Origin of the sequence: Bacteroides sp. An19 (assembly GCF_002160215.1) — a bacterium.
GTDB classification, from domain to species: Bacteria; Bacteroidota; Bacteroidia; order Bacteroidales; family Bacteroidaceae; genus Phocaeicola; species Phocaeicola intestinalis.
In genome coordinates this window covers 1-13402 of record NZ_NFKD01000034.1, presented here as the reverse complement: position 1 = coordinate 13402, position 13402 = coordinate 1, and the positions used below count along the sequence as shown (strand labels likewise).

Here is a 13402-nt window from a genome sequence, read left to right as displayed (position 1 = left end):
TTATTTTTCGTTTTTGTCGTTGACAATTCTCATAATTACCACGCGGTTCCAACGGTAGTCTTCATTGTATACGCGCTCGGTATCTCCTTTTGCATTGATGGTGAGGCGGGAAGGAGCGATGCCACATTTATCTACCAGATAATCGTAGACAGCCTTTACCCTCCGTTCGCTCAACTTCATATTATATTCCGGATAAGCAGTCTCTTTATCAGCAAAACCAGTTAATTCCAACCGTGCTTCAGGATAACGCAACAGGTAACGTGCCACACGCTCGATGTTCAGTTTCTGGTCTTCTTCGATGTTCGACTGGTCAATAAAGAAACGAACCGCAAAAGCGGTGACTGTAGTATCCTTCACTACCGGACGAGTTTCTTGCTTAGGAGCCGTCCGGTAACGAATCTGTTCGTAAGTGACCGGATTAACCTTGGCATAGCGTTTGAACTTACGCCCGCCGAACTTATAGCTCAACCCCACCGACAAACCGCCATAACCTTCTACCGAACGATTCCGCTTGTGAGTAATACCTCCGATTTGACCATCAAAAGTTTCATCGACAATCGTTCCTTGAAACTCGCCGAAAACATCCCAATGCTTGTTCAAATTCACATTCAACTGGATTCCAGCCTTGAAAGCAAACGAATTATTGGCACCCATGCCTTGCGCACCAAACGCATGGGCAAATCCCGGACCTGCGGAAAGAATCAACCGTACCGGCTTCATGTCATTGGTAAACCAACGGACCGCATCGGTGATGACACTGACCGACCAATCCATATACGCAAATTTACGGTGCAACCAATACTCGCCATATTTTTCGGATATATTGTATTTCAAATCGGCTGGAATCTCCGTGCGGTCGGCACCTTCGCCATAAATGTCAGAAAACTGAAAAGCGGACAAACGGGAGTGACCTGACAAACGACCTGCTCCCATCTGCACCTTGAATCCCCATACGGGAGTAAACCATTTGCCCACACTGATGCGCCCTACGAAACGGCTGCGCGCCATAAAATTATCATAAACCCGATTGGCTTCCGCTGCCAACGAGTTGATACCGCCGGAAAAACTAAGAAACCAGTTTGATGTACCGTCTCCAGCCACCACCAAATCGGTAGAATCTCCTATCGCTTCAATAAATTCAGCCTGCAATCCGGTACGGATTGTGTCTGTCTTCACTTCTTGGGCAATAGCCATAACAGGCAACAATCCCAAAAACATTCCGATAAAAATCGATTTCTTCATAAGCCATCTTATTTCTGTTTACTAATCTCATTTGTATTTCCCATAGCCGTAATGGTAACCGTAACGGCTGCCATACTTATAAGCGTACCCGTGCTTGCGGTCGCTTAAATTGATGGCATTGACCACACAAAGCAACTTAGATAACCCACATTGGTTTTCTAAAATATGAATGTTGTCGAGGCTGTTCTTAGGCGTATAGTCCATGCGGCACACATAAATTCCGCAATCGGCATAACGTGCGATGATGGTAGTGTCGGCAACCATGCCGATGGGGGCGGTGTCTAAAATCACGTAATCGTATTTTTCTTTCAGTTGTGCCAATGCACTTTCGAATGTTCTTTTTTCAAGTAGTTCGGTGGGAGAAGGAGGGATGGAACCGGCTGTCAAGATGTCCAGTCCTTCTATTTTGTCGGATTTCTGAATCAGGTCCGACAGGCTTTTATGTTCCATGTCCTCCAGATAATCGGTCAGTCCTTTGGTTTGGCGAGGCAGGTCAAACAACTTGTTTAAACCGGGCTTGCGCAAATCCATTCCTACAACGATGACTTTCTTCTTCAAGAAAGACAATGAAACAGCAAGGTTTCCGGCAATAAATGATTTTCCTTCATTGGGCATGGTGGATGTGACAATTACAATTTTTCCTGTATCGCCTAAAGTCATCAACAAATTGGTCCGCAGGATACGAAATGCTTCTTCAATGATGTCGTTGCGGTCTTTGCGGATGGCAATCCCTCCGAATTGTTTTTGTTTCTCGAACGGGATTTCATAAAGAGGAACCTTTATCTGATTCTCCACGTCTTCACTATCCTCTATTTTATATTTTAATAAGTCGCGTAGGTAGATGATTCCGGCAGGCACCCCTAAACCGAAGAGAAAAGCGGCAGCCATAAAGATTAGTTTTAAGGGGAAAACAGGCTTTTTCCCAGCCGCTGCATTTTCTATTATACGTCCGTTAGTAGCTGTAGAAGCCAAAGTGATGGCATTTTCTTCGCGCTTTTGCAACAACATGGTATAGAGTGAAGCCTTGATTTCCTGCTGGCGGGAAATATTCAAGAAGTCTTTTTCGTTTTGCGGAACTCGGCTGATACGGCTCTCAAACTTACGCGCTTGACGGTCAAGGTCGTCTTGAGTTATCTGCAACCCATGAAGCACATTGTTAACCGATATTTGAACATTGTTTTTCATGGTTTCAATGCTTGCATTAATATTGATGATGGCCGGGTTGTTTTCGGAAGAAGTCCGCAACAAGCGTTTCCGTTCCATCAACAAATCATTATACCTGCCGATAACCGTATTAAGGTCGGCATCTTCCAGTCCGATATTGATAGGAATCACCTCATTTTGGTTTTTGGGATTGGTGATGTATTCTTTCAGGTAGTTGACTAATCGGATTTGTGTAGCATTGGCAAGGCGCTGTTGCTCATATTTAGAGCTTTCTTGTAAAGCCAGTTGGGTGTCATTAGTCAGGTCGGTCAAACCGGATTGTTGTTTGAAATCTACCAGCTGCGTTTCGGTCTGACTCAACTCTTGGTCAATAATCACCAACCTTTCTTCAATAAACTCGGCACTTTTTTGTGCTACTTCATTCTTTTCGTCATTTGCGTCTTCATTATAGTTCTGTATCAAACGATTGACGAAATCAATGCCTCTTGCTTTTACTGTATTTTTGAAAGAGAGTTTAGCGATGGTAGTGGTCTTCGATGCCGGTTTTATCTCAAGATAATCCTTTTTATAACTATTCGCTACACCAAAAGGCGTATTGATATAAGCCACCAAATGCACGCTGCCGTCCTCGCTTAATATTTCTACGGAATCGTTACGGGTAAAACTAATCGTACCAAACCGTGCCGGATAGATTGCCGGAAGCGAATCGAATGTCCTTTCCTCTTCTAATTCCTGTTCATCGCCATACTTGTCGGTATACTCGTACTCGACTTTTACGTGTAATTTCCCGTCCTGCTGATACTCTACATCAAGTTCCAGTTCCGATTCCAACTTGTCAGCTTCTTGCGGAGTAAGATAGATATTTATCGGCGTATCCTTGTAAAGGGGTTTATCGCCCAACAGACCTTTTTCACGAATGTCTATATACAACCCCAAATCGCACACCACCTTCTGAATCAGGGTACGCGACTGCAAGACCTCCAGTTCGTTCTCGAAATTACTGGTCATAGAAAACAGACCGAAATCTTGCCCGATAGCCATATTCTCGCCCATGCCTTGATACTGATTCTGGTCGGCCACTTTAATCAATACGGCTGAACTGATTTTATAAACCGGCGCGACATAACATATAAATAAAAACATAGCCGCACAAAAGAAACATACACTTGCCACAAACCAAGGCCAATAGGAAAGGTATTTGAAAAATGTGGCATAAAGGCTTTCACTGCCTTTCTTCTTTTCTAATTTATTGGTAGTACGCATATTCGTTTATTCATTTTACAAAAACAGTAGCCAAAAGACTGGCTATGGATACCAGTATGGATGTCATGTTCAGCCAAAGCGAGGTAGTATTACCTATATCCGAGTTTTTTGCTTTCACTTTATTTGGCCGCACATAAAGGATGTCATTTTGCTTCAAATAATAATAAGGAGAAGTGACAATCCCCGCATTCGTCAGATTCAAGTTGATAATCTCCCGCTCTCCATCTGCATCTTCGCGGATAAGTTTCACATCATCACGGACACCGTAAATCGTCATGTCGCCAGCCATTGCCAACGCCTCCAACACATTCACTTTCTCATTGCTCACCGTGAAACTGCCCGGACGGTTCACCTCACCCAAGACGGATATTTTATAGTTCGCCATCCGCACCGTGACAATAGGCTGTTCATTAACAATATACGCTTTCAATCTCTCTTGAATCATCTGCTCAGCTTCCCGTTTTGTACAACCTCCTACATGGAGCCTGCCAAGGACAGGGAAATCTATCATCCCCTCATTATCAACCAAATACTGCTGTAAAGTCGGCTGGGATACCGTAGAAATAGAAGTGTTAAGCGAGGTTTGAACCGTCAGATTAAAAGGTGCAGCCGTCAAAGGATCGGTCGCATTTACTGTGATGGTCAACAAATCTTTAGGCATGATTTTCGCATCATATAATGGTAAATCTTCTGGAAAATCATTGACTATTTGAGGATTTTGTAAATAAGGTACATTCTTATAGCTAGTACATCCTGCCAATATCAATGTAGTGAGGAATAAAAATAAGAACTGTTTCATTCAATATGGCTTTAATTTAATTTATATTTTTTGTAAAAAGCACTGTGGTATATACGAAGTAGCCACTGCACACACTCCTTGTATAGCAACAATAAGCCGATGATTTCCTTTTATGCGCCGGATATATCCTTCTGCCCCCTTTAATGGTCCGTCTATCACCCGGACATGTTCTCCTTTATGATACGGGACAGAAAAATCCCCAAAATATTCTAGACCTTTTTCTCCAGAAGAGGATACAAGCATAAACATATTCATTTCTTTTTCGGGGATAGCTATGGGTTTTTTGCTTAAGCTGTTTTGTTTGACGTATAGCATTACGCGGTTATTTAAAAGTTCTTGTACTTCCAATGCCTGATGTTCTGTGGACTGAAAGAATAATAACGAAGAAATAACTGGTTTGCGAATTTTCTTTTTCACGCCATTTTTTAAGACAACAAAAGTAGTTTCACAAGGAATGTAACTATTGATTTGTCGTTTTTTTAGATAATCTTCAACCCAAAATACCCGATTGAAAAAAACTTTTAAAGCATACCAATGGATTGATGTTTCGGAAAGATTTTTTCCCATTTTTATTTATTTCAAGATAAATCTTCCATTCCTCTACATCCTGTATTCATTGGATATAAAGGTCTAAAAGAAAGGTATCTATATGTACATATAGCATTTACAACATTGCTCTTGATCCAAGAACAGATTTGTTGTTCCTTTAATATTTCTATCTGTTTATTACTATATCAGTAATTCTATCAATGAATCTTTTCTATACAAAAAGATGTGTGCAAAGATATAAATTTTATTTATATGACAAATAAAACAGTAAAGAAAATATTTTTTATTTAATAAAATAAATGTTGATGATTTTTGTCTGAGTTGATTTTGAAACAGTAATGGGAAAGCATCTTTGCTATAGTTTGCAGAGTGTTATTAATGCGAATCAGAAGTCAAACGTAGTTATGTTTCACTAGAGTTATCGCTTCGTTCAGGAATTAAAGGCCAATAGTCTTGCTGCTGAAACCGATGCAAAAAGTATTGGCATCTATACTTTAAGCAACATTAAAATGTGTATATTGTATATGCCACAGGATAGGGATAATGTGCACATCGTCTCTACAACACATGGTTGACAGAAATAATATTGTCTCTTAAAAGCGTTTACTTGCCCGTAATATCTCACGCTTGCCTTCTGGAGGACCGGGCAAGCGTTCTACGGTAAAGCCTGCAGCTTGTAGGGTACGACGCACGATACCTTTAGCACAATAGGTAGTGAGGATACCTCCAGGATTCAAATGGGTAAAAAGACGGGTAAAGAGTTCCGGACTCCACATCTCAGGTTGTTTTTCGGGAGCGAAGGCATCGAAATAGATTATGTCGTACAAATCGGGGAAAGTATAGGTAGTAAAGTCGGTTTGTACCTTGTGTAAAGTGAAAAAAGGGGTAAGCGGAACGTCTTTTTCCCATGGTGCAGTATGAAGTGTACGGAAAGCTGTGGCATGTTCGGGAGAAATCTGTTCGGGATAAGCAAGACAGTTTGCCAGTTCGGGTGTTATAGGGTAGCGTTCAAGGGTGGTATAATGTACGATACGTCCGGATTTTCCGGCTGCAAGCAAGGTAAGGAAGGCATTCAGTCCTGTGCCGAAGCCTATTTCCAATATGTGGGGAGAGGGAGAAGGATGGTGTTCCAGTCCCATTCGGATAAAGATGTGTTCCGATTCGGTGAGTGCTCCTTTTACAGAATGGTAGTGTTCATTCAATTCGGGGACGAAGAGTGTGTTGCTTCCATCAGCGGTTTGTTCGAGTTCTATCATCTTTATTTGTGGTTTAGTCAATATATTTCAAGTTAAAGCCAGATTTTTTCACTTCTTACATTAAATCAATTACCCCTAGCGTTGCAGCTACCAAGATAGTATAACGTGCCAGTTTTCCAAGGGTCATCGAGAGTGTTACTATCCATACGTTGGCGCGCATCCAACCCAGCACAATGAGGATGGCGTCACCTATCACAGGCAAGAAAGAAAACAATGCCATCCACGAACCTCGCCCACGAATAAAACGTTCGGCACGATCCATCTGTTTTTTATCTACCTTCAGGTATTTCTCTATCCATTCCATTTTGCCCAGATGCCCTATCCAGTAGCAAGTAATGCCTCCTAATGCATTGCCACTGGTTGTAGCAATTGTAGACCATACAGGATCCAACCCTAATCCGACACATGCCAACAGAACAGCTTCAGATGAGAATGGCAAGACAGTTCCGGCAAGAAAGGCGGAAATAAACATCCCGATGTATCCCCAGTCTGTCAGAAGTTGAAAAAATGCATCCATAGATTAAATAAACAAAGTGAAACCCATAAGATAAGGGTAGTATTGAACAGGATATGCGAAACCCGGTTGAACGTCAGGGCAAAATAATGTGCACTTATCAAAGAGGCAGGAATCAACATCAATGGTAACAATGCCTGGAAATATTGTGGCTGTAACACACACAAAAGGTTAAGCCAAAGCATCATCCATACAAAGATACGCAACAGAATACGTGTCTGTACTTTGTCTTTGAAGGCAGACCGCAGGTAGAATGTGCCGTAAATACCGGAGAATATCAGAACAATGCTCCATGACACATAATGAGTGAGCGTCAGTGTATGATAGTTGATGGGCTGGAATTGGAACAGACGCATCAGGTAAGGATAAACCGCTTCTAAGTCGTCCGTCCATACGTAGTATCCGAACAGTAGCCAGTAGGGTAGTGTAAAGCCGATAATGCCGGCAAAGAAACTACGGATATTGAGTGAACGCAGGCTGATAGTGTGTATATATAATAAAGGTGTAAGCCAGGCCAATGCAGGAAGTATAAAACTGCTTATCCCCAGACAGAAGAATGCTTGAAACAGGGCTCCAGAAGCATAAGGAGACTCGTAGCTCCGAAAAAGGAACAAGAGCATCAGTATAAACAAAACTGGCAAAATACATGTCAGCGAAGTTTCGTGTAAGAACGGCATAGCTGCATAAAGCAACAGGAACAGAACTGCGGGAAGTGTAGTGCGGGTACGTATTAAAACGAACTTGGTTTCTGTTTCAATCAGCAGGTAAGAGGTAAGTCCATATGCCAGCAACGAACTTATGCTTGGCCAATCATGAACCGAAGAAAGTGTCCAAACGATCAGCGTAAGAATAGCAGCTACAGGAAGGGTCAATCTTCCTGTAGCTACTTGGTATTGGAATCTGTTTCTTGATGAAAACATAATTAACAGTTCATTGATTTATGACACACAGATAATATAACGAGTATCATTTATAAATCAAATCCGATGTCGGAACGGAAATATTTCTTCTCGAAATGAATCTTTCCGGCATTGGTGAACGATTGTCTTAAGGCTTCTTCTTTATTGGTTCCATACGAGCTGACGGCAATGACACGTCCGCCGTTTGTTACCACTTGCCCGTCTTTTATTGCCGTTCCGGCATGGAACACGATGCTTCCGCCTGCTTTGGCTTCTTCAATGCCGCTGATGGGGAATCCTTTCTGATAGGCTTCGGGATAACCGCCGGATACCAGCATGACACATACGGCTGAGCGCGAATCGATTTCCAAGGTCTTTTCATGGAGGTTTCCGTTTGCCACGCCTTCGAAGAGGTCTACCAGGTCACTCTTGATGCGAAGCATGACGCTTTCCGTCTCGGGGTCGCCCATACGCACGTTGTATTCGATGACCATCGGGTCTCCTTTTACGTTGATAAGCCCGAAGAAGATGAATCCTTTGTAGTCCAATCCTTCAGCAGCCAGCCCTTCTACCGTGGGACGGATAATGCGGTCTTCTACCTTTTGCATCCATGCTTTGTCGGCAAACGGAACGGGAGATACCGAACCCATACCGCCGGTATTCAATCCTTTGTCGCCTTCGCCGATGCGTTTGTAGTCTTTGGCTTCGGGCAGGATTTTGTAGTTCTTCCCATCGGTCAGTACGAAGACTGAGCATTCGATGCCGCTCAGGAATTCTTCGATGACAACGGTTGCCGAAGCGTTTCCGAACATTCCTCCCAGCATTTCTTTCAGTTCTTTCTTAGCTTCTTCCAAAGTGGGAAGGATAAGCACGCCTTTGCCGGCACACAAGCCGTCGGCTTTCAGCACGTAAGGTGCCTGCAGGGTTTCGAGGAATGCCAGTCCTTCTTCCAGGTTGGCAGAAGTTATGCTTTTATAGCCTGCCGTAGGGATGCCGTGACGTTGCATGAACCCTTTAGCGAATTCCTTGCTTCCCTCCAAGGTTGCTCCGGCTTTCGACGGACCGATAACCGGAATATTTTTCAAGGCTTCATCGTTGCGGAAGAAGTCGTAGATGCCTTTTACCAGCGGGTCTTCAGGACCCACTACCAGCATGTCGATGCCGTTTTCAAGGACAAAACGTTTGATGGCTTCGAAGTCATCGGCTTTGATGGCTACGTTTTCGCCTACCTCTTGCGTTCCGGCATTGCCCGGAGCGATGTACAGCTTTTCTATTTTCGGACTTTGTGCGATTTTCCATGCCAATGCATGTTCGCGTCCGCCTGAACCTAATAACAGTAGTTTCATATCCGTTCGATTTAAGTTGATGTCTTTTATTATATTTATTCACCACAGAGGACACAGAAGCACACTGCGTTTTTATTATTTCCTCTGTGGTGAAATCGGGTCATATCGGGTTATTTTAAATAATCAAGGAAATAACGCGTGATGTGTTCATGCAGGTGAACGCGGTCACGTCCCATCATGTTATGCCCGTCTTCGGGATAGATGAAGAGGTCGGGATGCGTTCCGGCATCGATGCATGCACGCAGGAAAGTAATCGTATGTTGGGGAACGCACGTGGGGTCCATTCCGCCGATGATGATTTCCAACCTTCCTTTCAGATTGCCGGCTTTGGCTTTCAAATCCCGACTTTTATATCCTTCGGGATTGGTTTGCGGCGTGTCCATATAGCGTTCGCCGTACATCACTTCGTAATATTTCCAGTCGATGACCGGACCTCCAGCCACGCCTACCTTGAAGAGGTCAGGGTAAGTCAGCATCAGGTTGGTGGTCATATAGCCGCCGAAACTCCAGCCGTGTACGCCTATCTTTCCGGCATCCACATACGGAAGTGATTGCAGGAACTTGACTCCTTCCACTTGGTCTTTGGCTTCTTCTGCGCCTAATTGGCGGAAGGTACAGTTTTCGAACTGAATGCCCCGGTTATCACTTCCCCGGTTGTCTACCGTAAGCATTACATAGCCTTGTTGTGCCATATACAGGTCCCATCCGCGTGCATCATAGAAGCGTGTGTTGTGAATCATCTGTGCGTGCGGACCGCCATATACGTAGATAATGGCAGGGTATTTCTTGTTCGGGTCGAAGCCCACCGGCTTAATCAGGCGATAATACAGGTCGGTCTTTCCGTCGGCGGCTTTGATGGTGCCGATGCTGATTTCGGGCAAGTTGTATTGTTCTTTCATCGGGTCAATAGCAGTAAGCAATGTAACGCCCTTTTTTCCGTTGGTAGGCAGGATGCTGATTTCACGTGGAACATCGTTCGATGTAAAATTGTCTATCAGGAATGTTCCGTTTTCCGAGAGTTGCGCGCGGTGCATTCCGTCCCGTTTGCCTATCAAGGTACGTTTCCCGGTCTTTACATCAAGGCTGAAGACATTGGTCTGGAGCGGAGAGATTTCCGTGCTTCCGATGATGACGGTCTTCATCTTCTTGTTAAAGCCTAAGATTTCCTGCACCAGCCAGTCTCCTTGGGTGAGCGGGGTGGTCTGCAGGTATTCGCAATACGTGTCGTCCGCATCCTTTCCGGTTTTCCATTCGCCTGCCTGAGGCTTTTGGGTATCCATTAGATAAAGGTGGTGATACCCGTCGCGTTGGCTCCAGTAGATGAACTTGGTTTCGTCCCAGGGCAAGAAAGCCAAGGGGTGTTGCGGCTCTACGTAACGGGCATGCTTCTCTTCGTAAAGCACGCCTTTCTTCTCGCCGGTTTCGGCATTGTATTGCACCAGTTGTGCGTGGTTCTGGTCGCGGTTCAGTTCGATGACATAGATGTCTTTCTCGTCGGGCGACCAGCTGATGTTGGTAAAGTAACGGTCGGTTGGGTCACCTGCCTGCAGGTAAATGGTTTTTCCCGTCTTTACATGATAGATGCCGACGGTCACCTTGTGGCTGGTCATGCCTGCCATCGGATATTTGTCGGGCACGAGGGTTGCGATGCGGGTGGTGGTGTTCACCTGCGGATAATCGGTCACCATGCTTTGGTCCATCCGGTAGAAGGCCAGATACGTGCCTTTCGGGCTCCAGAACGTACCTTTCATGATGCCGAACTCGTTGCGGTGAACCGCTTGGCCGTAAACGATGTCGTTATCTATTTCCTTTACACCCGTTGGGTGCGGGCTTACTGCGGTGGAAAAATCCCCGTGGTTGGCAATATATAAATGGTCGCCTGCCGTATAAGCAAGATAGCCGTTCTCTTTGCAGAAATCAAAGTTGGCGGCGTTTGCTTCTTGGATGCGGAACATGTTGGTTAACTTCTTCTGGACAAAGTCATAGAAGAAGACATAGCTTTCACTTTTTTCTTCATCTCCCACATAGCCCGAAAACATCAGGAGGTTCCGGTTTCCCCAAGGCAGGGAAGCGCCTTGCAGGGTGTGAAGCGGCTTGATGGGAGCTAAAAGTTTGTACGGCTTTTCTCCGTTTTGCAAGGCTTCGTTCACTTCTTTCAATGTCACCAGTATAGTTTCTTCTCCGGTACGGTTATCTATTTGCCTGATATCGTCCACATCTGCACGCACACATACATCTCCCCACCATTGCAACCCTGGTAAGTTTTGAGGAGTCAGGTTAAAATAATTGCTTCCACCGGGAATCACATCATCCAGTGTGAACGCTTTTTTTTCTTGGGCGCACAAAGTAACGGTCATGCAAAGTGTTATAATAAATGATAGAAATTTTTTCATATAGGTTGTGATTTTAGTTTTTGAGTTCTTTAGTTTGTAAGTTTTTCAGGCTCTTGAGTTCTTGAAACTTTAAACCAAAGAACTTACAAACTCAAAAACTTACAAACTTACAAACTTAAAAACTTACAAACTTACAAACTTAAAAACTTACAAACTTAATTTTCTTCTTCCGGTTTCCGGCGGCGATGCATATAGCGCAGGTTTGCCGGGATTCTGGCCAGTTTATCACTTTCTTCATTGCGTGAGAAACGTTTCGGTTCTTCGCGGTTGAAAGCTTGTTTGCGTTCCCGTGTAAACTCTTTGCCGTCTTCAGCCCTGCGAGGACGGAACGAACGACGGTCATCTTCTTCCCTGTGACGGTCTTCACGCGGACGAAATCCCGGTTTATCCCATTCCCGACGAGCGCTGTCACGGAAACGTTCTTTACCTTCGCGCCGTCCGTATTCCACTTTTTCACCGTGATGACGCGCACGTACTATCTTTTCTTCACCCTTTGGCTTGAATTCTTTGTCAGGATTCTCACTACGGAATTCACGATATTTACCGTCAAATAGTTGGTATTTGCGGAACTGACATTCCAAAGCACCGTTGAAGAGCGGAATTTTTACTGATGCTTTCAGTCCGATCTGGTCGAAACATTCGTCCCGATAACTCAATATCCACGCATCATTACTTGTAAATGCGTGTTTCAACCGTTCGCCTATCATCTGATACAATCCTAACAAGTCATCTGAAGAGATGCGTTCGCCATAAGGCGGATTCATAATGATAAGACTCTTTTCTTTGGGTTGCTCAAATTGTTGGAACGCCTGTACCTTCAATACGATGTCTTTGGTCAATCCGGCTGCCTTTACATTATGAGTTGCTATTTCATTGGCTTTCGGATTGTTGTCGTAACCGTAAATTTTGTGGGTAAATTCACGTTCCTGTGAATCATCGTTGTAGATGGAGTCCAGCAGTTCCTTATCAAAGTCTTTCCATTTCTCAAAAGCAAATTCTTTACGAAACACGCCTGGAGCTATATTTCTGGCTATCAGTGCCGCTTCAATGGGGATGGTGCCCGAACCGCACATCGGGTCTATCAGGTCGCATTCTCCCCGCCAGCCTGTCATTAGAATCATTCCGGCCGCAAGCACCTCATTCAAGGGTGCCTCTACTTGTTCTTGCCGATAACCGCGGCGATGAAGCGATTCGCCCGAACTATCAAGTGAAAGTGTGCATTGATCTTCGGCAATGTGAATATTCAGTGCCAAGTCAGGGTTATTGATCCGTACCGATGGACGGCTTCCGGTTTTTTCGCGGAAATAATCAACAATGGCATCTTTTACTTTATAGGCTAAAAATTTGGAGTGACGGAAAACCTCCGAAAATACCACTGCATCTACCGAAAAGCTGGTCGTATTATCCATATAATTCTCCCAAGCTATGGCTTTTACGGCATTGTACACCTCGTCGGCATTTGTCGCCTGAAAATGTTTGATAGGTTTCAGCACGCGGATAGCAGTGCGCAAGTTGAAATTGGCGCGGTACATCATTGTTTTGTCTCCGGTAAACGATACCATACGCCGTCCGATCTGGATGTTTCCTGCTCCCAGTTCGGTGAGTTCTTGTGCCAATATTTCTTCCAATCCCTGGAAGGTTTTGGCGATCAGCTCGAATTCTTGGTTCATCTTATAGTAAATTACGTAATTTCAAATAATTGTGCAAAATTAGGAATTTTCGTTCAGTCAATCAAACGTTTGCGTGTGTTTCTTGCGCACCTTGCTGTTATTTGTGCGGCTAGAAGGGGGAGTACTATAAAATAAAATCCCTAAGTTGTAACAACTTAGGGATTCATAAGCGAATATTTTTTATTTTTTTGCGGTGCGTACGGGACTTTAACTTACACAATCAAGAAATCTCACAAAGCTGCAATATGTTGATAATAATCAAGTTATTACAAATCAACTATATTACTAAATATCATTAAATACCTTT

Annotated in this window: 10 protein-coding genes; all 10 read right to left on the bottom strand. The window is 44.1% G+C overall.

The annotated features are described in order from the left end of the window. A complete protein-coding gene (locus B5F25_RS12770; protein ID WP_087249968.1) occupies window positions 1–1242 on the bottom strand; it encodes an OmpA family protein in 1242 nt (413 codons plus the stop codon). A gap of 27 nt (window positions 1243–1269) precedes the next feature. Continuing rightward, window positions 1270–3669, bottom strand: coding sequence for a tyrosine-protein kinase family protein (locus tag B5F25_RS12765; RefSeq protein WP_087249966.1), 2400 nt, complete (start codon window positions 3667–3669; stop codon window positions 1270–1272). A 10-nt stretch (window positions 3670–3679) separates the two neighbouring features. Then, complete coding sequence (locus B5F25_RS12760; RefSeq protein ID WP_087249964.1) at window positions 3680–4468, bottom strand: polysaccharide biosynthesis/export family protein; 789 nt, start codon at window positions 4466–4468, stop codon at window positions 3680–3682. Window positions 4469–4489: 21 nt separating this feature from the next. Further along, window positions 4490–5035, bottom strand: coding sequence for a UpxY family transcription antiterminator (locus B5F25_RS12755; protein ID WP_087249962.1), 546 nt, complete (start codon window positions 5033–5035; stop codon window positions 4490–4492). Window positions 5036–5610: 575 nt separating this feature from the next. Beyond that, a complete protein-coding gene (mnmD, locus tag B5F25_RS12750) occupies window positions 5611–6270 on the bottom strand; it encodes a tRNA (5-methylaminomethyl-2-thiouridine)(34)-methyltransferase MnmD (RefSeq protein ID WP_206423552.1) in 660 nt (219 codons plus the stop codon). Between the two features lie 58 nt (window positions 6271–6328). Next, window positions 6329–6790, bottom strand: a complete 462-nt coding sequence (locus B5F25_RS12745; RefSeq protein ID WP_087213074.1) for a YqaA family protein — start codon at window positions 6788–6790, stop codon at window positions 6329–6331. Continuing rightward, the gene (locus B5F25_RS12740) at window positions 6766–7707 is read right to left on the bottom strand and encodes a hypothetical protein (protein ID WP_087249958.1); all 942 of its coding nucleotides are present in this window, start codon (window positions 7705–7707) and stop codon (window positions 6766–6768) included. Before B5F25_RS12740 ends, B5F25_RS12745 begins: the two co-directional genes overlap by 25 nt. Window positions 7708–7757: 50 nt before the next feature. Next, window positions 7758–9032, bottom strand: coding sequence for a phosphoribosylamine--glycine ligase (gene purD / locus B5F25_RS12735; protein ID WP_087249956.1), 1275 nt, complete (start codon window positions 9030–9032; stop codon window positions 7758–7760). 110 nt (window positions 9033–9142) lie between these two features. Beyond that, entirely contained in the window at window positions 9143–11425 is a 2283-nt protein-coding gene (locus B5F25_RS12730; RefSeq protein WP_087249954.1) for a DPP IV N-terminal domain-containing protein, read from the bottom strand. Window positions 11426–11580: 155 nt separating this feature from the next. Further along, window positions 11581–13095 carry a THUMP domain-containing protein gene (locus B5F25_RS12725; protein WP_087249952.1) on the bottom strand — a complete coding sequence of 505 codons (1515 nt, stop codon included), beginning with the start codon at window positions 13093–13095 and terminating at the stop codon, window positions 11581–11583. Window positions 13096–13402 lie beyond the last annotated feature (307 nt).

Excerpts from the sequence above, each read along its gene's own strand:
- B5F25_RS12770 (WP_087249968.1), bottom strand. The coding sequence starts at position 1,242 with ATGAAGAAATCGATTTTTATCGGAATGTTTTTGGGATTGTTGCCTGTT.
- B5F25_RS12765 (WP_087249966.1), bottom strand. The coding sequence starts at position 3,669 with ATGCGTACTACCAATAAATTAGAAAAGAAGAAAGGCAGTGAAAGCCTT.
- B5F25_RS12760 (WP_087249964.1), bottom strand. The coding sequence starts at position 4,468 with ATGAAACAGTTCTTATTTTTATTCCTCACTACATTGATATTGGCAGGA.
- B5F25_RS12755 (WP_087249962.1), bottom strand. The coding sequence starts at position 5,035 with ATGGGAAAAAATCTTTCCGAAACATCAATCCATTGGTATGCTTTAAAA.
- B5F25_RS12745 (WP_087213074.1), bottom strand. The coding sequence starts at position 6,790 with ATGGATGCATTTTTTCAACTTCTGACAGACTGGGGATACATCGGGATG.
- B5F25_RS12740 (WP_087249958.1), bottom strand. The coding sequence starts at position 7,707 with ATGTTTTCATCAAGAAACAGATTCCAATACCAAGTAGCTACAGGAAGA.
- purD (WP_087249956.1), bottom strand. The coding sequence starts at position 9,032 with ATGAAACTACTGTTATTAGGTTCAGGCGGACGCGAACATGCATTGGCA.
- B5F25_RS12730 (WP_087249954.1), bottom strand. The coding sequence starts at position 11,425 with ATGAAAAAATTTCTATCATTTATTATAACACTTTGCATGACCGTTACT.
- B5F25_RS12725 (WP_087249952.1), bottom strand. The coding sequence starts at position 13,095 with ATGAACCAAGAATTCGAGCTGATCGCCAAAACCTTCCAGGGATTGGAA.